The organism is Cyanobium sp. NS01, assembly GCF_014280235.1.
Lineage (GTDB): Bacteria > Cyanobacteriota > Cyanobacteriia > PCC-6307 > Cyanobiaceae > NIES-981.
In genome coordinates this window covers 2,307,282-2,328,152 of record NZ_CP047940.1, presented here as the reverse complement: position 1 = coordinate 2,328,152, position 20,871 = coordinate 2,307,282, and the positions used below count along the sequence as shown (strand labels likewise).

Annotated in this window: 34 protein-coding genes and 1 tRNA gene; 2 read left to right on the top strand and 33 right to left on the bottom strand. The window is 67.1% G+C overall.

The window, feature by feature from the left end:
* Nucleotides 1-16: 16 nt before the first annotated feature.
* Entirely contained in the window at nt 17-781 is a 765-nt protein-coding gene (locus CyaNS01_RS12280; protein ID WP_186697310.1) for a C40 family peptidase, read from the bottom strand.
* A 17-nt stretch (nt 782-798) separates the two neighbouring features.
* On the opposite strand from CyaNS01_RS12280, the gene CyaNS01_RS12275 reads away from it, so the two are divergent.
* Entirely contained in the window at nt 799-1,728 is a 930-nt protein-coding gene (locus CyaNS01_RS12275) for a serine hydrolase (protein WP_186697309.1), read from the top strand.
* A gap of 51 nt (nt 1,729-1,779) precedes the next feature.
* Here CyaNS01_RS12275 and CyaNS01_RS12270 read toward each other — a convergent pair.
* Together CyaNS01_RS12270 and alr are read right to left on the bottom strand one after the other, a co-directional pair.
* Nucleotides 1,780-1,868: transfer RNA gene (locus CyaNS01_RS12270), tRNA-Ser, on the bottom strand.
* A gap of 35 nt (nt 1,869-1,903) precedes the next feature.
* Nucleotides 1,904-3,091, bottom strand: a complete 1,188-nt coding sequence (alr, locus tag CyaNS01_RS12265; protein ID WP_225875956.1) for an alanine racemase — start codon at nt 3,089-3,091, stop codon at nt 1,904-1,906.
* Nucleotides 3,092-3,168: 77 nt separating this feature from the next.
* Between alr and CyaNS01_RS12260 the strand changes: the two genes are divergently transcribed.
* The gene (locus CyaNS01_RS12260) at nt 3,169-3,693 is read left to right on the top strand and encodes an HNH endonuclease (RefSeq protein WP_186697307.1); all 525 of its coding nucleotides are present in this window, start codon (nt 3,169-3,171) and stop codon (nt 3,691-3,693) included.
* A 14-nt stretch (nt 3,694-3,707) separates the two neighbouring features.
* Here the strand turns inward: CyaNS01_RS12260 and prfA are convergent, their stop codons facing one another.
* The 30 genes from prfA to rplC all read right to left on the bottom strand — a co-directional run bounded on the left by prfA (nt 3,708) and on the right by rplC (nt 20,669).
* A complete protein-coding gene (gene prfA / locus CyaNS01_RS12255; RefSeq protein WP_186697306.1) occupies nt 3,708-4,805 on the bottom strand; it encodes a peptide chain release factor 1 in 1,098 nt (365 codons plus the stop codon).
* A gap of 76 nt (nt 4,806-4,881) precedes the next feature.
* On the bottom strand, nt 4,882-5,172 hold the full coding sequence (gene rpmE / locus CyaNS01_RS12250) for a 50S ribosomal protein L31 (RefSeq protein WP_186697305.1): 291 nt from the start codon (nt 5,170-5,172) through the stop codon (nt 4,882-4,884).
* A 49-nt stretch (nt 5,173-5,221) separates the two neighbouring features.
* Nucleotides 5,222-5,623, bottom strand: a complete 402-nt coding sequence (rpsI, locus tag CyaNS01_RS12245; protein WP_186697304.1) for a 30S ribosomal protein S9 — start codon at nt 5,621-5,623, stop codon at nt 5,222-5,224.
* Entirely contained in the window at nt 5,620-6,072 is a 453-nt protein-coding gene (gene rplM / locus CyaNS01_RS12240) for a 50S ribosomal protein L13 (RefSeq protein ID WP_186697303.1), read from the bottom strand. Before rplM ends, rpsI begins: the two co-directional genes overlap by 4 nt.
* A 74-nt stretch (nt 6,073-6,146) precedes the next feature.
* Nucleotides 6,147-7,100 carry a tRNA pseudouridine(38-40) synthase TruA gene (truA, locus tag CyaNS01_RS12235; RefSeq protein WP_186697302.1) on the bottom strand — a complete coding sequence of 318 codons (954 nt, stop codon included), beginning with the start codon at nt 7,098-7,100 and terminating at the stop codon, nt 6,147-6,149.
* A gap of 75 nt (nt 7,101-7,175) precedes the next feature.
* Nucleotides 7,176-7,526 (bottom strand): 50S ribosomal protein L17, encoded by a 351-nt coding sequence (rplQ, locus tag CyaNS01_RS12230; protein WP_186697301.1) that lies wholly within the window; start codon nt 7,524-7,526, stop codon nt 7,176-7,178.
* Nucleotides 7,527-7,563: 37 nt separating this feature from the next.
* Complete coding sequence (locus tag CyaNS01_RS12225; protein ID WP_186697300.1) at nt 7,564-8,502, bottom strand: DNA-directed RNA polymerase subunit alpha; 939 nt, start codon at nt 8,500-8,502, stop codon at nt 7,564-7,566.
* Nucleotides 8,503-8,560: 58 nt separating this feature from the next.
* Nucleotides 8,561-8,953: a 30S ribosomal protein S11 gene (gene rpsK / locus CyaNS01_RS12220; protein ID WP_186697299.1), complete on the bottom strand. Its 393-nt coding sequence runs from the start codon at nt 8,951-8,953 to the stop codon at nt 8,561-8,563.
* Nucleotides 8,954-9,146: 193 nt separating this feature from the next.
* Nucleotides 9,147-9,512: a 30S ribosomal protein S13 gene (rpsM, locus tag CyaNS01_RS12215; RefSeq protein WP_186697298.1), complete on the bottom strand. Its 366-nt coding sequence runs from the start codon at nt 9,510-9,512 to the stop codon at nt 9,147-9,149.
* Between the two features lie 124 nt (nt 9,513-9,636).
* Complete coding sequence (gene rpmJ, locus CyaNS01_RS12210) at nt 9,637-9,750, bottom strand: 50S ribosomal protein L36 (protein ID WP_006173336.1); 114 nt, start codon at nt 9,748-9,750, stop codon at nt 9,637-9,639.
* Between the two features lie 80 nt (nt 9,751-9,830).
* The gene (locus CyaNS01_RS12205) at nt 9,831-10,391 is read right to left on the bottom strand and encodes an adenylate kinase (RefSeq protein WP_186697297.1); all 561 of its coding nucleotides are present in this window, start codon (nt 10,389-10,391) and stop codon (nt 9,831-9,833) included.
* Nucleotides 10,392-10,441: 50 nt separating this feature from the next.
* Nucleotides 10,442-11,761 (bottom strand): preprotein translocase subunit SecY, encoded by a 1,320-nt coding sequence (secY, locus tag CyaNS01_RS12200; protein WP_186697296.1) that lies wholly within the window; start codon nt 11,759-11,761, stop codon nt 10,442-10,444.
* A gap of 151 nt (nt 11,762-11,912) precedes the next feature.
* Nucleotides 11,913-12,362, bottom strand: coding sequence for a 50S ribosomal protein L15 (gene rplO / locus CyaNS01_RS12195; RefSeq protein WP_186697295.1), 450 nt, complete (start codon nt 12,360-12,362; stop codon nt 11,913-11,915).
* A gap of 10 nt (nt 12,363-12,372) precedes the next feature.
* A complete protein-coding gene (gene rpsE, locus CyaNS01_RS12190) occupies nt 12,373-13,020 on the bottom strand; it encodes a 30S ribosomal protein S5 (protein ID WP_186697294.1) in 648 nt (215 codons plus the stop codon).
* A 14-nt stretch (nt 13,021-13,034) separates the two neighbouring features.
* Nucleotides 13,035-13,400, bottom strand: a complete 366-nt coding sequence (gene rplR / locus CyaNS01_RS12185) for a 50S ribosomal protein L18 (protein ID WP_186697293.1) — start codon at nt 13,398-13,400, stop codon at nt 13,035-13,037.
* A gap of 32 nt (nt 13,401-13,432) precedes the next feature.
* Nucleotides 13,433-13,972, bottom strand: a complete 540-nt coding sequence (gene rplF / locus CyaNS01_RS12180; RefSeq protein ID WP_186697292.1) for a 50S ribosomal protein L6 — start codon at nt 13,970-13,972, stop codon at nt 13,433-13,435.
* A gap of 16 nt (nt 13,973-13,988) precedes the next feature.
* On the bottom strand, nt 13,989-14,390 hold the full coding sequence (gene rpsH / locus CyaNS01_RS12175; protein WP_186697291.1) for a 30S ribosomal protein S8: 402 nt from the start codon (nt 14,388-14,390) through the stop codon (nt 13,989-13,991).
* Nucleotides 14,391-14,410: 20 nt separating this feature from the next.
* A complete protein-coding gene (gene rplE / locus CyaNS01_RS12170) occupies nt 14,411-14,950 on the bottom strand; it encodes a 50S ribosomal protein L5 (RefSeq protein WP_186697290.1) in 540 nt (179 codons plus the stop codon).
* A 76-nt stretch (nt 14,951-15,026) separates the two neighbouring features.
* Nucleotides 15,027-15,383 carry a 50S ribosomal protein L24 gene (gene rplX / locus CyaNS01_RS12165; RefSeq protein WP_186697289.1) on the bottom strand — a complete coding sequence of 119 codons (357 nt, stop codon included), beginning with the start codon at nt 15,381-15,383 and terminating at the stop codon, nt 15,027-15,029.
* A gap of 2 nt (nt 15,384-15,385) precedes the next feature.
* Complete coding sequence (rplN, locus tag CyaNS01_RS12160) at nt 15,386-15,751, bottom strand: 50S ribosomal protein L14 (protein ID WP_087068059.1); 366 nt, start codon at nt 15,749-15,751, stop codon at nt 15,386-15,388.
* A 13-nt stretch (nt 15,752-15,764) separates the two neighbouring features.
* Nucleotides 15,765-16,016 carry a 30S ribosomal protein S17 gene (gene rpsQ / locus CyaNS01_RS12155; RefSeq protein ID WP_186697288.1) on the bottom strand — a complete coding sequence of 84 codons (252 nt, stop codon included), beginning with the start codon at nt 16,014-16,016 and terminating at the stop codon, nt 15,765-15,767.
* 17 nt (nt 16,017-16,033) lie between these two features.
* Nucleotides 16,034-16,258, bottom strand: coding sequence for a 50S ribosomal protein L29 (rpmC, locus tag CyaNS01_RS12150; protein WP_186697287.1), 225 nt, complete (start codon nt 16,256-16,258; stop codon nt 16,034-16,036).
* A gap of 2 nt (nt 16,259-16,260) precedes the next feature.
* Nucleotides 16,261-16,749: a 50S ribosomal protein L16 gene (rplP, locus tag CyaNS01_RS12145; protein WP_186697286.1), complete on the bottom strand. Its 489-nt coding sequence runs from the start codon at nt 16,747-16,749 to the stop codon at nt 16,261-16,263.
* Nucleotides 16,750-16,765: 16 nt separating this feature from the next.
* On the bottom strand, nt 16,766-17,494 hold the full coding sequence (gene rpsC, locus CyaNS01_RS12140; RefSeq protein WP_186697285.1) for a 30S ribosomal protein S3: 729 nt from the start codon (nt 17,492-17,494) through the stop codon (nt 16,766-16,768).
* Nucleotides 17,495-17,514: 20 nt separating this feature from the next.
* On the bottom strand, nt 17,515-17,883 hold the full coding sequence (gene rplV, locus CyaNS01_RS12135) for a 50S ribosomal protein L22 (RefSeq protein ID WP_186697284.1): 369 nt from the start codon (nt 17,881-17,883) through the stop codon (nt 17,515-17,517).
* A 3-nt stretch (nt 17,884-17,886) separates the two neighbouring features.
* Nucleotides 17,887-18,162 (bottom strand): 30S ribosomal protein S19, encoded by a 276-nt coding sequence (rpsS, locus tag CyaNS01_RS12130; RefSeq protein ID WP_186697283.1) that lies wholly within the window; start codon nt 18,160-18,162, stop codon nt 17,887-17,889.
* A gap of 35 nt (nt 18,163-18,197) precedes the next feature.
* Nucleotides 18,198-19,061, bottom strand: coding sequence for a 50S ribosomal protein L2 (gene rplB, locus CyaNS01_RS12125; RefSeq protein ID WP_186697282.1), 864 nt, complete (start codon nt 19,059-19,061; stop codon nt 18,198-18,200).
* Between the two features lie 15 nt (nt 19,062-19,076).
* On the bottom strand, nt 19,077-19,379 hold the full coding sequence (locus CyaNS01_RS12120; protein WP_186697281.1) for a 50S ribosomal protein L23: 303 nt from the start codon (nt 19,377-19,379) through the stop codon (nt 19,077-19,079).
* Entirely contained in the window at nt 19,372-20,007 is a 636-nt protein-coding gene (gene rplD, locus CyaNS01_RS12115) for a 50S ribosomal protein L4 (protein ID WP_186697280.1), read from the bottom strand. The genes CyaNS01_RS12120 and rplD overlap by 8 nt, the downstream gene beginning before the upstream one ends.
* Before the next feature lie 14 nt (nt 20,008-20,021).
* Nucleotides 20,022-20,669 carry a 50S ribosomal protein L3 gene (gene rplC / locus CyaNS01_RS12110; protein WP_186697279.1) on the bottom strand — a complete coding sequence of 216 codons (648 nt, stop codon included), beginning with the start codon at nt 20,667-20,669 and terminating at the stop codon, nt 20,022-20,024.
* Nucleotides 20,670-20,871 lie beyond the last annotated feature (202 nt).

The window sequence follows — 20,871 nt, the reverse complement described above, 5'->3', positions numbered from 1 at the left end:
ATCGCAGGCAAGGAACCTAGGCGGGCAGGGGACTGCCGTCGTGACAGCGCATCACCCGTCCGGCGCCGCGCAGTTCGGCGCGGTAGTGGCCCGCCACGGGGTGAGCATTGTTGGGGTTGAGATCGTCGATGCCGATGCCGTTGCGGCCGTGCTCGCGCCCGGAGCTGTGCAGATAGCGTCCGCTGCCCAGGTGCAGGGCCACGTGGGTGCAGCGCTGCGGGCTGCCGAAGAAGATCAGGTCGGCGGGCTCGAGCTGGTGGAACACGCCGGGGCGCACCGCCAGGGGCTGGCAGAAGCGCTCCTGCAGGTAGGCATCGCGCGGCAGCCAGATGCCGGTGCTGGCGTAGGCCGCCTGCACCAGCCCGGAACAGTCGAAGTCGGGCCCGAGGCTGCCGCCCCACAGATAGGTGTTGGGCCTTTGGTTGGCGGCCATGGCAAAGGCCAGCACCGCCGCCAGCCGTTCCTCGATGGCGGCGCGAGCCAGCAGCAACGGCCTGGGAGCGCGGCTGGCCATCGCCTGCCCCAGCAGCGCATCGGCCACGATCCAGCCCGGGTAGCCGTCCTCCAGCAGGCGCACCCGCAGGCGGCCCTGCTTCAAGCCGCTGCAGATCTCCAGGCAGCGCCCGCCAGCCGCCTGGGTGGCGAGCCCGCTTCCCTGCGGACGGCTGAACAGGTCGAGGGGGGCCTCCAGCCGCCAGATGCTGCCGGGCAGGAGCAGTTCCGGCGCAGCCGCCGTGCCCTCCGCAAGGGGAGGCGACTGGGGGGTTCCTAGGGTCGTCACAGCTTGTGCCGGCACTGATGGCGTTCTACAGCCAGGACCAGGGCATGGCGCAGACCCTGGCTGAGCTGATCGAGGCGCTGGAGCTGGAGGGCCGCCCGGGTCTGGGCCAGCAGCTCTCGATCACCTGGGTTCGCTTTGCTCCATCCCTGCGGGAGCGAGCCATGGAGGCGGGGCCCAGCGCCTTCTGGGGCCTCCCCGGACGGGGGGCCAGCTGGGGGGGGGATCGCCAGCGCTACCCCGCCAGTGTGGTGAAGCTGGTGTATCTGATCGCCGTTGAGGCCTGGCTGCAGGAGGAATGGCTCGAGGACGGGCCTGAGCTGAGGCGGGCTCTGGCCGACATGATCCGCGACTCCAGCAATGACGCCACCGGCCTGGTGGTGGATCTGCTCAGCGGCACCACCAGCGGTCCGGCCCTGCCCCCGGAGCGCATGGAGGCCTGGGTGCGGCAGCGCCAGCTGGTGAACGACTGGCTGGCAGGGTTGGGGTGGCCTGAGTTGCAGGGCTGCAACGCCTGCCAGAAAACCTGGGGCGATGGTCCCTACGGCCGCGAGCGGGCCTTCTACGGCCCGGAGCTGGACAACCGCAACAGCCTCAGCAGCGAGGCGGTGGCCAGGCTGTTGCTGGCGGTGATGGCCGCCGCTGTGGTCTCGCCGCCGGCCTGTGCACGCATGCGACAACTGCTGGAGCGCAGTCTGGAGCCGGACTGCCGCGCGGCCGACCCGGAAAACCAGGTGGACGGTTTCCTCGGCGCCGGCCTGCCCGATCAGGCCAGGCTGTGGAGCAAGGCCGGCTGGATGAGTCAGGCGCGCCATGACGCCGCCTATGTGGAGGCTGAGGGCCACGACCCCTTCCTTCTGGTGGTGTTCAGCGAGGGTCGGGAGCGGGCCCTCGATGAACGGCTGCTGCCGGCGCTCGCCAGCCACCTCTGCAGGGCTTGCAGGCACTGAGGGCCCAAGGCAGGAGCGACCAGCTCAGGGCAGGGGGCTTGGGCAGTTCAACGGAGAGGGAGGGATTCGAACCCTCGACAGAAGTTGCCTCCTGTAACTCCTTAGCAGGGAGCCGCTTTCAACCGCTCAGCCACCTCTCCAGGGGCCCGATGAGCTTATCAGCGTGGCCATCGGCTCAGGCTCTGGCGGGTTGGGCCTCCAGCCTCGGCAGGCGCAGCTTGAAACCGCAGAGGATTTCCCACGGGATGGTGCCGCAGCGCTCGCTCCAGTCGGTGGGCTGAATCTGCTGGTCGCCATCGCTGCCCAGCAGGGTCACCACCGAGCCCGTCTCCAGATCGGCGCAATCGGTGGCATCCACCACGAGCTGGTCCATGGTGATCGCCCCCACTTGAGCCAGGCGCTGACCCTCGAACAGCACCTCCATCTGGTTGGAGAGTTGCCGGGGCACCCCGTCGGCATAGCCGATGCCCACCACCGCCAGGCGGCTGGGGCGCGCGGTGTGGAAGCGGTGGCCGTAGCTCACCCCAACGCCCTCAGGCACCTCGCGCACCAGGGTGACCCGGGCGTGCAGGTGCAGGGCCGGCTGCAGGTCGAGCACTCGGCGCAGATGGGGGGCGGGGCTGTGGCCATACAGGGCCAGGCCCACCCGCACCATGTCGTAGTGGAGCGCAGGGCTGCGCAGGGTGGCGGCCGAATTGGCCAGGTGGCGGATCCCCGGCTCGAGCCCCTGCTGCTTCAGGCTCGCCAGCACGTTGTCGAAGCGGCGTTTCTGCTCCGCCGTGGTGGGGTCCAGATCCCCGGCCGCGGCGGCTTCCGGCTCGGCGTCAGCGTTGGCGAGGTGGGAGTAAACCCCTGCCAGGTGCACGGCATCCAGCTCCTGGATGGCTCTCACCAGCCTCGGCCCCTCCTGCCAGGCCGCTCCCAGCCTGGTCATGCCCGTGTCGAGCTTCAGTTGCACGGCCATCGGGGCGCCGCCGCCGCTGGCCAGGTTCTGACAGAGCAGGGCCTCCCGCATGCCGCTGATCGTGGGCATCAGCTGCCAGCGCTGGCAGCTGCGCAGTTCCTCGGGATGGCCGAGCCCGCCCAGCACCAGCACCGGCGCCTCGATGCCGGCCTGGCGCAGCTGGATCCCCTCGCCGAGGGTGGCGACCCCGAAGCAGCTGGCTCCCCCCTCCAGGGCGGCCCGGGCCACCACCACAGCACCATGGCCATAGCCATCGGCCTTGACCACGGCCATCAGGGAGCAGGCGGGGCCGATGGCGCGCTTCAGCGCCCGGGCGTTGGCGGTGATCGCCCAGGCCTCCACGTCCACCCAGGCTCGCCGCCGCTCCAGGCCGGCCTCCACCAGGGGCAGGCTCGGCAGCCAGCCTTGGTTCGTGGCCTGCGTCACGGATTCCTCAATCCAGCGCAATTAGCATGCCGGGTAATCCCGGCTCTGGCATGGGCCACGTCCTCGTCCTCAACGCCTCCTACGAACCCCTCAACATCACCACCTGGCGCCGCGCCATGGTGATGCTTCTCAAGGGCAAAGCCGAAGGCCTGGAACACGACCCGACACATCTGATCCGCGAGGATACTCTGCTCCCCACGGTGATCCGCCTGCGGCAGTTCGTACGCGTGCCCTACCGGCAACTGCCGCTCACCAGGCGCAATCTCTTCCACCGGGACGGCCACTGCTGCCAGTACTGCGGCTATGGCGGAGATCAGCTCTCGGTGGATCACGTCGTTCCCCGCAGCCGCGGTGGGCTGGACAGCTGGGAGAACGTGACCACCGCCTGCCTGAGCTGCAACGTGCGCAAGGGCAACCGCACGCCGCGGGAGGCCGGCATGGCCCTGCGCCGCCAACCCCATCGTCCCGCCAGCGGCCTCGGCTATGAGGCGACGCGCCACCTGCGGGCCGGTCGCCACCACGAGTGGGCCAAATACCTGATCGGCGTGGAGTCCGGCGCCGAGCTGCTCGTCTGAGCGCGGCTGCCCGCTCAGGCGCTCACCTGGGCGGCGAGGGCATCGAGGCGGCGGTTCTGGTCGGCGGTGATGCAGGCCCCGATCAGGTCGTGGAGCTGGCCATTGAGAATGGGCTCGAGCGAGAAGTTGCGCCCCAGGCGGTGGTCGGTGGTGCGGTTGTCCTTGTAGTTGTAGGTGCGGATCTTTTCACTGCGGTCGCCGCTGCCCACCTGCGCCAGCCGGTCGGAGCGCTCTCTGGCGTTGGCCTCAGCGAGCTGGCGCTCGTAGAGCTTGGCCCTCAGGATCTCCATGGCCCGCTCCCGGTTCTGCAGCTGCGAGCGCTCCTGGGTGCAGAACACGCGAATGCCGGTGGGTCGGTGGATCAGGTCCACCGCCGTTTCCACCTTGTTGACGTTCTGGCCGCCGGCCCCGCCGGAGCGGGCGGTGCTGATCTCCACGTCGCCGGGCTCGATCTGCACCTCCACCGGATCGGCCTCCGGCATCACGGCCACCGTGGCCGTGGAGGTGTGCACCCTCCCCTGGGACTCCGTGGCCGGCACCCGCTGCACCCGGTGCACGCCGGCCTCGAATTTCAGCTGGCTGAACACGCCCTCGCCCCGGATCGCCAGGATCAGCTCCTTGTAGCCCCCCAGCTCCGCCTCCGAAGCCGACACCGGATCCACCCGCCAGCCCAGGCTCTGGGCGTAGCGCTCGTACATGCGGGCCAGGTCTCCGGCCCAGATGGCGGCCTCGTCGCCGCCGGCCCCGGCCCGCACCTCGAGCATCACGCTGCGCTCATCGCGGGGATCTTGCGGCAGCAGAGCCACGGTGAGCGTCTGTTCCAGGGCTGCGATGGCCTTGCCGAGCTGCTGCAGTTCCTCGCTGGCCAGTTGCTCCATGCCAGCGTCACCCCGGTGCTCCCGCAGCAGTTGCCGGGCTTCGTCCTCTTCCTGCTTCAGCTTCTGGAAGCGCTCATGGTTCCGCACCAGCGGTTCCAGGCGTGAGCGCTCGCGGGCGATCGCCTGCAACTGCTCGGGGTTTGAGGCCACGGCAGGATCCGCCAGTTGGCGCTCCAGGGTCTCAAAGGTGCTCCTGGCGGCCGTGAGCCGATCATGAAGGAGAGAGGGATCCATGGGCCAGCGATTCCGGAGCTGTCAGGAGGGGCGCACCGGGCAGAAGTGGCTCTCCCGGCCGCGCGGCTCCGTTGGCTCAGGCCTCGGTGGTGCTGGCTTCGGTGGTGCCGGCTTCGGGCTTCGCTTCTGGTTCGGTCTTGACGCCAGCACTGCTGTCGAGGCTGGCCATGCCGTACTTGCGCATGAAGCGGTCCACCCGGCCCTCGGTGTCGAGGATCTTCTGGGTTCCGGTGTAGAAGGGGTGGTTGCCGCTCCACACGTCCACATGGAGCTCAGGTGAGGTGGAGCCGGTGGTCATCACCACCTCTCCGTTGCAGATCACCTTGGCATCGGGGTACCAGGTGGGATGAATGTCGGCCTTGGGCATGGCTGGAAAAGTCTGAAGGAGATCGACGATCGGCGCTTCGAGTTGAAGATCAGCGCTTCGAGAACTGGGGCGCCTTACGGGCTTTCTTGAGGCCGTACTTGCGGCGTTCCTTGGCCCGGGGGTCGCGGCTGAGGTGGCCCTCCGTCTTGAGCGGTTTGCGGTTGTCAGGGGACAGCTCGCACAGGGCCCGGGCAGCGCCCTGCTTGATGGCATCGGCCTGGCCGGTGAGGCCACCGCCGCGCACGTTCACCAGCAGGTCGTAGTCGGTGGCGAGCCCCAGGGTGTTGAGGGGGGCTTTGACCGCCGCCAGGTAGACGGGGTTGTAGTTCAGGTAGTTATCGCCGGGACGGCCGTTGATCGTGACGCTGCCGCTGCCGGGCACGACACGGACACGGGCCACGGCGGTCTTGCGGCGACCGGTGCCCCAGTAGACGACGTTGGAGGTGCTCATTGGGCGGCGGCGGCAGGATCGAGGGCGAGGGGCTGGGGCTTCTGGGCGGTGTGGGGATGCTCGGTGCCCTTGTACACCTTCAGCTTGCGGAACAGCTGACGGCCGAGGGCGTTGTGGGGAAGCATGCCCTTGATCGCCTTCTCCACGATCCGCTCGGGAAGGCGGGCCTGGAGGTGGGCGAAGGTTTCGGTCTTCATGCCACCGGGGCGCCCGGAGTGGCGGCGATAGAGCTTCTGGCTGGCCTTGTTGCCGCTCACGCGCACCTTGTCGGCGTTGATGACGATGACGAAGTCACCGGCATCGAGGTGAGGGGTGTAGCAGGGCTTGTTCTTGCCGCGCAGCACCGAGGCCACTTCGCTGGCCAGGCGACCGAGGGTCTGATTCTCAGCGTCGACCACAAACCACTGGCGGTCGAGGGAATCAACGGAGGGCAGGGGAGTCTTGTTCATATCGCCTGGTCAGGCACCGGCAGGCCGTAGAGGGCTGGGCAGGTGGTCGGGATGGCAGGTGGAAACCAAGCCGTTCAAACGACCATACCGCTTGGCCGCGGCGGGCCCTGCGGATCGACGGATAGGCCAGCTGTAACCTCCGGTGAATCGGTGGTGTCGAGCTGATACCGCGGCTGGCAATCATACCAGGCGGCTGTTGGGAAGATGGGTTTGGGGTAGCCCACTCGCAGCAGGCACAGCCCGTGGGGTGGGGCGGCCTCTTTCACCGCCTGGCGCTGTTGCTGCCGCCAGCGCTGCTCAAAGGCCGCCGGGCTCAGCCGCCTTTCCCCCACCGCCACCAGCTGCCCCAGCACGAGCCGCACCATGCCGTAGAGGAAGCCGCTGGCCTGCAGTTCCACCCGCAGCAGATCCCCCTGGCGATCCAGGGCCACTTCCTGCACGGTGGTGCGGGCGTGCAGGCGCCGGCTGCCGGCCTTCTGGAAGGCCGTGAAGTCGTGGTTGCCGAGCAGGCCCTGGAGTGCCTCGTCCATGCGCTGCTCGTCCAGTCGGCACTGGTAGCGATGCCAGCTCCAGGGAGCCAGAAAGAGGTTCGGGGCCCGGCCGTTGAACAGGGTGTAGCGGTAGCGCCGGTAGGTGGCCGAGAAGCAGGCATGCCAGTCGGCGGGAACTCTGGAGGCGGCCCTGACGCGGATCGAGGCGGGCAGCCGTCCGTTCAGGGCCCGGGCCCAGCGCTCAGCCGGGATCGGCCCGTGGCTGTCGAAATGCACCACCTGGGCGGCGGCGTGCACGCCGGCATCGGTGCGGCCTGCGGCCCAGCTGCGGGGCCGCGAGGAAGGATTGGCGGCTGCTGCCGGGAGTGGATCCAGGCCCGCGATGGCCCTGTCCAGCGTCTCCTGCACGCTCACTGCATTGTGCTGGCGCTGCCAGCCGTGGAACGCCCCGCCGTCGTACTGCAGGCAGAGGGCGATGCGCTGCCCGGCTGCAGGGTTCAGGGCCGGGCCGCTCTGGGGGGTGGGAAGGCGCTCCATGCCAACAGCCGCCGTGGGATCAGCACCGCGGCGGGCAGAGGGGGCGCCGACAGCGTCGCCTGGACTGCTGGGTGCTCAGACCAGCTCGATGATCGCCATCTCGGCATTGTCGCCGCGGCGAGGCACGGTGCGGAAGATCCGGGTGTAGCCGCCATTGCGGTCGCCATAGCGCTCCTGGGCCTTCTCGAACAGGGCGTGGACGAGCTGCTTGTCGTAGATGTAGCCCATGGCCCGACGACGGGCCGCCAGGGTTCCGGCCTTGGCCAGGGTGATCATGCGCTCGGTTTCATCGCGCAGCGCCTTGGCGCGGGCCTTGGTGGTGGTGACCCGCCCTTCGCGGATCAGCTGGGTGGCGAGTCCGCGCAGCATCGCTTTGCGTTGGTCGGCGGGGCGTCCCAACATGGGGACTCGGCATTGGTGGCGCATCGTTCGTGGGCTCGTGGAAAGGGTCGGGCGCTGCCGTTCAGGCGCTGGTTCGGCTCTGGGGCAGGGTGATGCCGATGCGCTCCAGCGCTTCGATCACCTCATCGGCAGACTTGGAGCCGAAGTTCTTGATCTCCAGCAGGTCTTCATAGCTGAAGCCCATCAGGTCAGACACGGAGTTGACCTGGGCACGCTTGAGGCAGTTGTAGGCCCGCACGGAGAGGTTGAGCTCTTCGAGCGGAATCTGGGCTTCGGGGGAAGGTTCGGGTTCATGGCCGGGCTCCTCCACCACACTCAGGGTGGCCAGCGGCTGGAACAGGGCGATCAGCTGATTGGCCGCCTGGGCCATGGCGTCGTCTGGAGTGACGCTGCCGTCGGTCTCGATTTCGAGCCGCAGCCGCTCGCGGGCTGAGCCTCCCTCACCCACCGCCGTCTCATCGACGCTGTAGTTGACGCGGTTGACCGGCTTGAACACCGCATCGATCTGCAGCAGATCGATGGCGCTGGTGTCCTCGTTATGGCGGTCGACGGGGCGGTAGCCCACACCCCGTTCCACGTGCACCTCCATCTCGAGGCTGAAGCCGTCGGCCACGGTGGCGATCAGGCGGTCGGGATCGATCACCTGCACCTGAGAGGAGAACTGCAGGTCGGCTGCTGTCACGGTGCTGGGACCGTTCACCACCAGCCGGCCGATCTCCAGGTCGCGGCTGCGGCTGTTCACCGCCACCTGCTTGCAGTTGAGCAGGATGTCCAGCACGTCTTCACGCACGCCGGGCACGGTGGCGTACTCGTGATTGACGCCGGAGATGCGCACCGCCGTGATGGCGCTGCCCTCCAGGCCGGCAATCAGCACCCGCCGCAGGGCGTTGCCCAGGGTGGTGGCCTGGCCGCGGTCCAGGGGGCCGATCAGGAAGACGCCGGTCTGAGCCCGGTCGTCGGAGACCTGATGCTCGATCCGGTCGATTTGGTAGTGCAGCACGGTCTGAACAGTCGGAAGGTTGGGCGGAGGGGCCCCTGGGAAGGGACGGGGCGACGAATCAGACGCGGCGGCGCTTGGCACGCCGGCAGCCGTTGTGGGGAAGGGGGGTCACGTCGCGGATCAGGGTGATCTCCAGGCCAGCCACCTGCAGGGCGCGGATGGCGGTCTCGCGGCCGGAGCCCGGGCCGCGCACCAGCACCTCGATCTGGCGCATGCCCTGCTCCAGGGCGCGGCGAGCGGCGGCTTCGGCAGCGGTCTGGGCGGCAAAGGGGGTGCCTTTGCGGGCGCCCTTGAAGCCGCTGGCACCGGCGGAGCTCCAGGAGATCACCTCACCGGCCGTGTCGGAGATCGACACGATGGTGTTGTTGAAGGTGCTCTGGATGTGGGCAACGCCGTTGGGCACGTTGCGCTTGGCCTTCTTGGGGCCCGTTTTCTTGGCTGGCTTTGCCATGGTGGAGAGGCCTGCTGCAGCAGGAGGTGATCGGGGAACGGGGGCAGACCCTGGTGACGCCTGAGCGGTGAAGCCGGCCCGGCTGGATGCTGGGAAGGCCATGAGCCTCTCGGAAGCAGGCTCGCGACGATGCTCGGCGGCAGGGTCTGGGTGCTCAGCTCAGGCGGCAGGGCCTCGAACCGGGCGGATGGGCTTACTTCTTCTTGCCGGCCACGGTCTTGCGGGCACCCCGGCGGGTGCGGGCATTGGTGCGGGTGCGCTGTCCACGCACCGGCAGACCCATGCGGTGACGGCGGCCCCGCAGGCAGCCGATGTCCTGCAGGCGCTTGAGGGCCATGCCCTCCTGCCGGCGCAGGTCGCCTTCGAGGGTGAAGGTCTCGGCGGCACCGCGCAGTTTCTGCACATCGGCGTCGCTGAGGTCCTTGACCCGGATATCCGGGCTCACGCCGGTCTTGGCGAGGATTTTCTGGGCACGGGTGAGCCCGATGCCATACACATAGGTGAGAGCGATCTCAACCCGCTTGTCGCGAGGGATATCGACGCCGGCAATCCGAGCCACGTGGGAAACGATTCAAGGGTCAGAGGAACCCGCCAGAGGCAGGTGGCCCCGGGAAGGCCCAGGGTTGCCCGCCGTTGGGCGGGCGTGGTGCAGTGGCCCCGGCTGAGGCCCTGCCAGGGCTTGATCAGCCCTGGCGCTGCTTGTGCTTGGGGTTGGTGCAGATCACCATCACCCGGCCGTGGCGGCGGATCACCCGGCACTTGTCGCACATCTTCTTGACTGAGGCACGCACCTTCATGGGCGTTGTGCTCTCCGAATTTGCAAACCGCCAACCTATCACATGGGTCAACCTCTCCATCCCATGGCCCGGCGGAGGGCTCAGTCCAGCAGGGCGGTGATGCGGGCGGCGATGGCCTCGACCGGGCCGCTGGCATCGACGCCCTGCAGCAGCCCTTTTTCTTGGTAGTAACGGATCAGGGGCGCCGTCTGCTCCCGGTAGACCTCAAGGCGATGGCGGATCACCGCCTCGTTGTCATCGGCACGCCCGCGGCTGAGCAGCCGCTGCAGCAGCACGCTGTCGTCCAGCTCCAGCAACACCACGATCTCGATCTGCTGGCCGAGCTCGGCCAGCAGGCGCTCCAGCGCTTCGGCCTGGGCCAGGTTGCGGGGAAAGCCGTCCAGCAGCCAACCGGAGCCCCCCTCTTCGGCCTGGCGCTCCAGGCGGCTGCGCACGATTGCCAGCACCAGGGCATCGCTGACCAGTTCACCCCGGGCCATCACTGCCTCGGCCTGCTGGCCGAGGGCGCTGCCGGCTTTCACCTCGGCCCGCAAGAGGTCTCCTGTGGAGAGGTGGAGCAGCTGCCGGCCTTTGGCCAGCTGCTCGGCCTGGGTGCCCTTGCCGGCACCGGGGGGGCCCAGGAACAGGAGTCGTTGCTTCATGGCAGAACAAGTGGGGAGGAAGGTCTGGATGTGGGGAGCTGGGGCCGGTCCTACTGACGCACCATCCCTTCGTAGCGCTGGGAGATCACGTAGGTCTGCACCTGCTTGGCGGTGTCGATGGCCACGCCCACCAGGATCAACAGCGAGGTGGCGCCCAGCCCCTGGAAGGTGCGCACCTGGGTGGCGCCCTCCACGGCCGAGGGAATGATGGCCACGGCCCCGAGGAACAGGGCCCCGAGCAGAGTGAGGCGATTCTGCACGCCGCCGAGGTAGGTGGCGGTGGCTGAGCCTGGTCGCACCCCCGGCACGGCGACGCCGCCGCGCTTCAGGTTGCTGGCGATGTCCACCGGGTTGACCGTGAGCGAGGCATAGAAGAAGGAGAAGCCCACGATCAGCCCGAAGAACACCAGGGCGTAGAGCCACGGTGTGCTGCTGTTGGGATTGAGCGAGCTGGCCAGCTGGATCAGCCAGGGGCTGCGGGTGAGGTTGGCAATGGTGAGAGGAAGGAACACCACGGCGGAGGCGAAGATGATCGGCATCACGCCGCCGGCATTCAGCTTCAGGGGCAGGTAGCTCTGGCGCGCCGCCAGCAGGTTGGTGCCCCCCACCTGACGCTTGGCGCTCACGATCGGGATGCGCCTGTTGCCCTCCTGCACGAAGATGATGCCCACGATCGTGAGCAGGAACACCACCACCAGCACCACAATGCCGCCCACGGTGCTGCGGTCGCCGCTCTGGGCCAGCTCGATGGTGGAGCCCAGGGCCCGCGGCAGGGTGGCCACGATGTTCACGAAGATCACCAGGGAGGCCCCCTGGCCGATGCCCCGCTCGGTGATCACCTCGCTGATCCACATCACGATCATCGAACCGGTCACCAGGGCCAGGGCTGTCTGGATCACGAACACCGGTTCCGACAGTCCTTCGGTGGCGTACTGGCGCAGGATCAGGGCAAACACCGTGCTCTGGAGAATGCCCCAGCCCAGGGCCACGTAACGGGTGATCTGGGCAATCTTGCGGCGCCCGGCCTCCCCCTCGTTCTTCTGCAGGTCTTCAAGCTGGGGCAAGGCTGCCGTGAGCAGCTGAATGATGATCGAGGCGTTGATGAAGGGCAGGATGCCCAGGGCGAAGATGCCCAGGGTGGAGAGTCCCCCGCCGGTGAAGATGTCGAGGAAGCCGATCAGCTGGCCGCCCTGGGCCAGAAACTCCTGAAAGGCCACCCGGTCGATGCCGGGCACGGGGATGTAGATCCCCAGCCGCACCAGCAGCAGCAGACCCAGGGTGGTGAGCACCCTGTCGCGCAGGCCTTTGGACTGGATCAGCTGGGTGAGGATCTCACCGGCGCTGGGGTTGCGTCCCCGACTGAGAAGCATGGTGGTTGGCTGGAAAAGGGGGCTGGGCGGCCTGGGCAAGCCAGGGGTCAGAGGGTCATCATCAAAAAGCCGTCCACCGCATTCCGGTGGACGGCTCAGACCCTAGGGCGGAGGCTTGTGCGACCCGTGGGGCCGCCGCCGGGCAGGGCGCTCAGATGATCTCGCAACTGCCACCGGCGGCCTCGATCTTGGCCCGGGCGCTGGCGGTGAAGGCGGAGGCCTGCACCGTGAGCTTCACGCCAAGATCACCATGGCCGAGCACCTTCAGCGGGTGCTTGGGGCTGGTGACGATGCCGGCCTTGACCAGGGTGTCGAGGTTCACCGTGCTGCCGGCGGCGCAGTCGGCCAGCCGGGCCACGTTGAGCACCGTGAATTCCTTGCGGTTGATCAGCTCGAAGTGCTTGAGCTTGGGCACCCGCCGGTAGAGAGGCATCTGGCCGCCCTCGAAGCCGGGACGGGTGGGCCGGCCCGAGCGGGATTTCTGGCCCCTCATGCCGAAGCCGCAGCTGGCGCCCTGACCGGCGGCGATGCCCCGACCCTTGCGGAGCTTGCGGCGCCGGGCGCCGGGGTTGGCTTTGAGGGATTGGAGAGTGATGCTCATCGGAAGGGCCTCAGGAGTAGATCTGCTCAAGGGAGATGCCCCGCTCCTTGGCGGTCTCCTTGTGGGTGCGGAGGCCCGAGAGGGCTTCCATGGCGGCGCGGGCGTTGTTGAGCGGCGTCTTGGAGCCGAGGCGCTTGGCCAGCACGTTCTTGATGCCAGCCAACTCCAGCACGGTGCGAATCGAGCCGCCTGCGATCACCCCGGTGCCTGGAGCGGCGGGCCGGATCAGCACGCTGGCAGCGCCATCGCGGCCGTTGCTGAGGGTGGGAATCGAGTTGGCGCGGGTGAGAGGCACCTTCACCAGGTGCTTCTTGCCATCGGCCACGCCCTTGCGGACGGCGCCGATCACGTCGCCGGCCTTGCCGACGCCGACGCCCACCTGGCCCTTTTCGTTGCCCACCACGACGATGGCCCGGAAGCTCATCTTCTTGCCGCCCTTCACGGTCTTGGAGACACGGCGGATCTGCACCACCCGCTCCTGCCATTCCGAGTCGCGCTCCTGGCCGCGACGGTTGTCGCGCCCCCGGCCACCGCCGCGGCGGTCACCGCGGCCGCCGCCGCCTCCACGGCGCTCCTGCTGGCCCTCGGCAGCCGCCGGAACCCCGGCTGCTGCGGGCACGGCACCGCTGGATTGAACTTGTTCGTTGGTTTGGGTCATGGTGAAAGTCGGGATCAGAACTGAAGGCCCGCTTCCCGGGCGGCGTCAGCCAGGGCCTTGACCCGGCCGTGGTACAGGTTGCCGCCGCGATCGAAGACCACCTGGGAGATGCCCTTGGCGAGGGCGCGCTTGGCCACCAGCTGGCCCACGGCAACGGAGGCCTCGCAGGTGGCGGCGGTGGTCACGCTGGGGCGCAGCTCCTTGTCCACGGTCGAGGCCGAACAGAGGGTGCTCTGGGCACCGTCGTCGATGACCTGGGCGTAGATGTGGTTGTTGGAGCGGAACACGGCCAGGCGCGGACGCTCGGCGGTGCCGTTGAGTAGGCGACGCAGACGGCGGTGACGCTTCTGGGTCTGCTGTTTGCGGGAGAGGGATGACATGGCAATACAGAGTAACGATGCTCAGGCAGACCTCATTTCTTACCGGTCTTACCGGCCTTGCGCAGGATGCGCTCGCCCGCGTACTTGATCCCCTTGCCCTTGTAAGGCTCAGGAGGACGGATGGCGCGGACCTTGGCGGCCTCGTTGCCCACCAGCTCCTTGTTGGCGCCAGACACCACCACGGTGGTGGTGCCCTCGACCGCGAAGGAGATCCCGTCGGGGGGAACCATCTCGATCTGGTGGCTATAGCCGGCGGAGACCACCAGCTTTTTGCCCTGGAGGGCGGCGCGGTAACCCACGCCGACGATCTCGAGCTTGCGGCTGAAGCCCTGGCTCACCCCTTCCACCATGTTGGCCACCAGGGTGCGGCAGAGGCCGTGGCGCTCGCGGCAGCGGCGGTTCTCGCCGCTGGGGCTCACCACGATCAGGCCGCTGTCCTGGCTGATCGACACCCCCTCGGGCAGGGTGCGGTTGAGTTCCCCCTTGGGGCCCTTCACGGTCACCTCGAGCCCCTGGAGGGTGACGGTGACCTTGTCGGGCACGGGGATGGGCGCTTTACCAATACGTGACATGAGTGGATCTCCCTGATCAGTAGACGTAGCAGAGCACTTCGCCACCCACGCCCTGCTTGCGGGCGTCACGGTCGCTCATCACTCCCTTGGAGGTGGAGATGATGGCCACACCGAGGCCGCCCAGCACCTTGGGCAGCTGACGATTGTTCTTGTAGATGCGCAGGCCCGGCTTGCTCACCCGCTGGACGGAGCGGATGGTGGGCTGGCGGTGCTTACCGCTGTACTTGAGTTCCACCACGATGTGGCGCAGCACCCCTTCGCCTTCTTCGCTGATGGCAGCGATGAAGCCTTCCTGCTGCAGCACGTTGGCAATGCTGCGGATCAGGCGGGAAGCCGGGATCTTGGTGGTCTCGTGACGTTTCTCACTCGCATTGCGGATGCGGGTGAGCATGTCGGAAATGGGGTCGTGATTGGCCATGGGTCAGGTCCGAAGAGGGCTCAGTTGCTGCGGAACGGCATTCCCATCTCGCGGAGAAGGGCCCGGCCCTCTTCGTCGTTACGGGCGCTCGTCACGATCGTCACGTCCATGCCACGGATCGCATCGATCTTCTCGAACGAGATTTCAGGGAAGATGATCTGCTCTCGAATTCCCAGGGTGTAGTTGCCGCGGCCGTCAAAACTCTTCGGGCTCACGCCACGGAAGTCGCGGATGCGGGGCAAGGCCAGGTTGATCAGCCGTTCCAGGAAGGCATACATCCGTTCGCCCCTGAGGGTGACGGCGACGCCGATCGGCATGCCCTGGCGGATCTTGAAGCCGGCGATCGCCTTCTTGGCCCGGGTCACCACCACTTTCTGGCCGGTGATGGTGGCCAGTTCCGCGATCGAGGCCTCGAGGGCCTTGGCATTCTGGGCGGCTTCACCCAGGCCCCGATTGAGGGTGACTTTCACCACCTTCGGGACTTCGTGGACATTGGAGAGACTCAGATCCTTGAGGAGCTTGGGTTGAATCGTCTCCCGGTAGCGCTGTTTGAGGGACATGGCGGGGGAAGAGGTTGCGCTTCTGGGCTGGGTCAGAAGGCAGGGGGAACTCGGCAGCAGGGTGGATTGAAGGGGGTCAGTCGAGAAGTTCGCCTGTTTTCTTGAGGCGACGTTTCTTGGTGCCGTCTTTCTCGACCACGATTTCGACGCGGCTGGCCACGTTCTTGGTGGTGGAATACAGCATCACGTTGGAGGCATGCAGTGAGGCTTCCTCCGTGACGATGCGACCGGTCTCGCCCTCCTGGGTGGGCTTGACATGACGGGTGCGCAGGTTGATTCCCTGAACCACCACGCGATTGTCGTAGGGCAGGGTGCGCAGAACCTCTCCGGTTTTGCCCTTGTCCTTGCCGCTGATCACCTGCACGGTGTCGCCCTTCTTGAGACGCATCTTGATGCGCTCAGCGGGCTTGGATTTTGGCGTTGCGGTGGCCATGGTCAGATCACCTCCGGAGCGAGGGACACAATCTTGGTGAAGTTGCGCTCACGCAACTCCCGGGCCACCGGACCGAACACCCGTGTGCCCTTCGGGTTGTTCTCGTTGCCGAGGATCACGGCAGCGTTGTCATCAAAGCGGATGGCGTTGCCCGTGTCGCGACGCAGGGTGGCCCTGGTGCGCACCACCACGGCCTTGACCACATCCGATTTCTTGACGCCCATGTTGGGCATGGCATCTTTGACGGCGGCCACAATCACGTCGCCGACGTGGGCGTAGCGACGGTTGGTGCCGAGCACCCGAATGCACTGAATGCGCTTGGCGCCGCTGTTGTCAGCGACATTGAGAAACGTCTCTTGTTGAATCATGGGTCGTTTCTCCTCAGGAGTGGGCAGAGGCGTTGAACACCTCGGCCACGGTCCAGCGCTTGGTGCGGCTGAGCGGGCGGGTCTCGGTGATCCGCACCCTGTCGCCAACCTTGCAGCTGTTGTCTTCGTCGTGGACTTTGTAGCGTTTGGTGCGGCTCACCGTCTTCTGATAGATGGGGTGAGGGAAGCGGTTTTCCACCGCCACCACCACCGTCTTGTCCATCTTGTCGCTGACGACGGTGCCGACCCTTTCCTTGAGTGCCATGGGGATCACGGGGGGTATCAGGAGGCTGAATCAGCTGGGGCAGTGGAGCCCTTGCGCTCGTTCTGCACCGTGAGCAGGTGAGCCAGCTTGATGCGGGCTGCCTTGAAGCGGTGCGGATGTTCCAGGCGGCGGGTGGCCTGCTGGAAGCGCAGATCGAACAGCTCGCGCCGGGTGGCGTTGACCTGCTCGATGAGGTCGCCGTCGCTGAGCTTGCGCACGTCGGCGATAACGGGAAGGGCCATGGTCAGGACTCCACGGAATGGGCGGGTTCGGCCACCGCCGCAGCGGCTGCTGCGGGCTCATCGGCCGCGGCCTCTTGGTCGGCCAGGGTGAGGAACTTGGTCTTGAGGGGCAGCTTGTACTGCGCCAGGCGCATCGCCTCCCGGGCAATTTCCGGGGTGATCTCAGCGCCGCCCATCTCAAAGAGAATGCGGCCCGGCTTGATCACGGCCACCCAGAATTCCGGGTTGCCCTTACCGGATCCCATGCGGGTTTCCGCAGGGCGCATGGTCACGGGCTTGTCCGGGAAGATGCGGATCCAGATCTGGCCGCCCCGCTTGACGTAGCGGGTCATGGCCCGACGGCTGGCTTCGATCTGGCGGGATGTGATCCAGCCGCACTCCTGGGCCTGCAGGGCGAAATCCCCGAAGGCGATGGTGTTGCCGCGCGTGGCGACGCCGCGCATGCGACCTCGCTGTTGCTTACGGAATTTGACGCGTTTTGGACTCAGCATGGTTCAGGCCTCCTGATCACTCCTGGTTCGAGCGGTCTTCGAACTGTTGCGGCTGCCGACTGGTGCGGCGGCGGGGAGCGGCGCCAACGGGCAGTTGCTCCTTCTGCCCAGGCAACACTTCACCTTTGAAGACCCACACCTTGATGCCCAGCACCCCATAGGTGGTGCTGGCCAGCTTGGTGGCGTAGTCGATGTCGGCCCGCAGGGTGTGCAGGGGCACCCTGCCTTCCCGGGTCCATTCGGTGCGCGCGATCTCAGCGCCGTTGAGGCGGCCGCTCACCTGGATCTTGAGGCCGAGCACGCCGGCCCGTTGGGCCCGCTGCACAGCCATCCGGATGACGCGGCGGAAGGCCACGCGCTTCTCGAGCTGCTGGGCGATGTACTCAGCCAGCAGGAAGGCATCGGCGTCGACACGCTCCACTTCCACCACGTTGATGCGCACCTTGCGGCTCGCATCACCCACGGTTTTCTGGATGCCCGTGCGCAGATCCTCAATGCCGCTGCCCTGGCGGCCCACCAGCACGCCGGGGCGGGCCGTCTTCAGTTCCACTTCCAGCTGGTCGGCCTTGCGGGCGATCAGGACATCGGAGATGCCGGCGGAGCCGTACTTCTTGTGGATGAATTTGCGGATCCGGTCGTCCTCCTGGAGGAGGGTCGGGTAGGTCTTGCTTGGGGCGTACCAGCGGGAGCGGTGATCCTGGGTGATCCCCAGGCGCAGGCCGGTTGGATGGATTTTGTGTCCCATCGGTTCGGTGTCCTCGGGGGTCAGGCGGAAGGGGCCACAGCGATGCTGATGTGGCAGGTCTGTTTCTTGATCGCGTAGGCGCGACCCTGGGCACGGGGGCGATACCGCTTCAGGGAAGGTCCCATGTCAGCGGTGGCCCCGGTGACCACCAGCGTGGCTGGATCGAGACCGAGGTTGTGCTCGGCATTGGCCACGGCGCTGCGGAGCACCTTGGTGATCGGGCCCGTGGAGCGAAAGGGCATGAACTCGAGCATGATCAGGGCCTCGCGGTAGCTCTGGCCACGGATCTGATCGAGCACCCGCCGCACCTTGCTCACGGAGCCACGGATGTAGCGGCCGTGAGCGAGGGCCTGGTTGGGCGCTGCCTGGTTGGGAGCAGTGTTAGCCATGGATCAACGGCCTCCTTTTTTGTCCTTGATGTGGCCGCGGAAGGTGCGGGTGGGGGCGAATTCCCCGAGTTTGTGCCCCACCATCTGCTCGGTCACGTAAACAGGCACATGGGATTTGCCGTTGTGCACGGCAATCGTGTGTCCGATCATCATCGGCAGAATCGTGGAGGCGCGTGACCAGGTTTTGATCACGGTTTTGTCGTTGGCAGCGTTCTGCTTCTCAACCTTGCTGAGCAGGCTGTCGGCAACAAACGGACCTTTTTTGAGTGAACGTCCCATAGCGGATCAGGAGGCGGGCAATGCGGTGTGGGTCATCAGGAATCGCGTCCGCCACGGCTCCGCTTGGAGGTGCGGCGACGTTTCCGCAGCACAAACCGATTGCTGGGCTTGTTCCGCTTGCGGGTCTTGAGGCCGAGGGCCGGTTTGCCCCAGGGGGTGACAGGGCCTGAGCGGCCGATCGGCGCCCGGCCCTCACCACCACCGTGGGGGTGGTCGCAGGGGTTCATCACCGAACCCCGCACTTCCGGGCGGCGGCCCAGCCAGCGCTTGCGGCCGGCCTTGCCCAGGCTGGTGTTGCGCACTTCGGAGTTGCCCACGTCACCGAGGGTGGCGTAGCACTCACGCCGCACCAGCCGCACCTCAGTGGAGGGCAGCTTGAGGGCGACGTACTCACCTTCCTTGGCCATCACCTGGGCGCTGGCGCCGGCGGTGCGCACCATCTGGCCGCCGCGACCGGCATACAGCTCCACGTTGTGAACGCTGGAGCCGAGGGGGATGGACGAGAGCGGCAGGGCATTGCCGGTTTCGATCGGGGCATCGGGGCCCGACACCACCTGCTGGCCGATCTCGATCCCGGCCGGGGCCAGGATGTAGCGCTTCTCGCCATCGGCGTAGAAGAGCAGGGCCAGCCGCGCGTTGCGGTGTGGGTCGTAGTGGATGGCCGCCACCTTGGCGGTCACACCGTGCTTGTCACGGCGGAAGTCCACCAGCCGGTAGAGGCGCTTGTGGCCACCGCCGCGGTGGCGGCAGGTGATCACACCGCGGTTGTTGCGGCCCTTGCGGCGGTGCTTGGCCACCACCAGGCCCCGTTCCCGTCCGCGGCCGGTGACTTCGGTGAAGTCGCTGGCCACGCGGGTGCGGGTGCCGGGGGTGATGGGGCGGTAGTTACGGATTGCCATGTGGTTTCAGACCCCTCAGGACTCAGGGAACAGCTGGATGGCGTTGCCCTCGGCCAGGCGCACCACCGCTTTCTTGACCTGGGCACGCTTGCCAGCGAAGCGGCCAACGCGGCGCGAGCGGCGTGGCGGATTCATGGTGCTGACGCCCAGCACCTTCACATCGAACAGGGCTTCCACCGCTGCTTTGATGTCGGGCTTGGCGGCCCGGTGGTCCACCTCGAAGGTGTACTGATTGAACTCGAGGGCGCGGGTGGCCTTCTCGGTGATCAGGGGCCGACGGATCACATCCGCGAGCCGACCTGCAAAACGTTCAGTCATCGCCGTAGACCTCCTGAATCTTCGCGAGTGCCTCCTCGCTCAGCACCAGCGTGCTGGCGTGGAGCAGGTCGAACACGTTGAGCTGATCCGCGGCGATCAGCTTCACCGTCTCGAGGTTGCGCACGGATTTGCGCACGACTTCAGACGGGTTGTCGAGGATCACGAGCACCTTGGTGCCCGCCTCGATGCCGAATCGCCCCAGCGCCGCGGTGATCTCCTTGGTGCGGGGGGTGTCAAGGTCAGAGCCGAAGCCCTTGACCACCGTGATGTCGGCCACGCGGCTCATTAGGGCCGTGCGCAGGGCCAGGCGCCGCTCCTTGCGGTTCATCGCCAGGTTGTAGCTGCGGGGCTTGGGTCCGAAGATCACGCCGCCGCCGGGCCGCAGTGGGGTGCGGATCGAGCCCTGACGGGCCCGGCCCGTGCCCTTCTGTTTGTAGGGCTTGCGGCCACCACCGGCCACCTCGGCCCGGGTCAGGGTGCTGGCCGTGCCCTGGCGGGCGTGGGCCAGTTGGCGCACCACGGCGCGGTGCACCAGGTCGGTGGCGGAACTCTTCTTGGCGACTTTGAGGTCGAGGGCAGCCTTGCCGGCTTCCTTGCCCTGCCAGTCGCGAATCACACAATCAGCCATGTTCTCGGTTCTCCTCAGTTCCCGGCCTTGGCGCCCACCCGGTTCGCCGGGCAGATGTTCAGCAGGGCTCCGGGCTTGCCGGGCACGGATCCCTTCACCACCAGCAGGTTGCGCTCAGTGTCCACCTTGAGGATCACGAGGCCGCGGGTGGTGATCTGTTTGCCGCCATAGCGGCCGGCCATCCGCTTGCCGGGGTAGACGCGGCCGGGCGTGGTGCCGGCACCGGTGGAGCCGGGCTCGCGGTGGTTCTTGGAGCCGTGGGTCATCGGGCCGCGGCTGAAGCCGTGGCGCTTCTGGTAGCCGGAGAAGCCCCGGCCCATGGTGTCGCCACTCACATCGACCTTCTGGCCAGCCTCAAAGGCCGAAACAGAGACGACGGCGCCGAGCTCCAGCCCATCGAGACTGTCGACTCGGTACTCCTTGAGATGGCGGAGCACCTCCTCGCCGGATTTGGCCAGGTGGCCCTTGGCGGGCTTGTTGACCAGCTTCTCGCGAATGTCGCCGAAGCCGAGCTGCACGGCGGTGTAGCCGTCCGTGCTGCTGGATTTGAGTTGGGTGATGCGGCAGGGGCCAGCCTCGATCACGGTGACCGGGATGGACTTGCCTGCCTCGTCGAAGAACTGGGACATGCCCAGTTTCTTCCCAAGAATGCCGATGGACATAGGTAGGGAGTCAACGCCAGCTGGACCACCGGACGCATCCGGTGAAGCTGAGGCAGAGGAAGCGTTGGTCTGGCAGGGCCTTGAACGTTCTGGTCAGGAAGCGGCACTGATCCGTCTGCCTGGAGCAGACGGGTGGCTGTCGCTGGATCACCCGCAGGCGACCACCGACGAGCGATGGGATTCCTGGATCACGAAGCTCAGG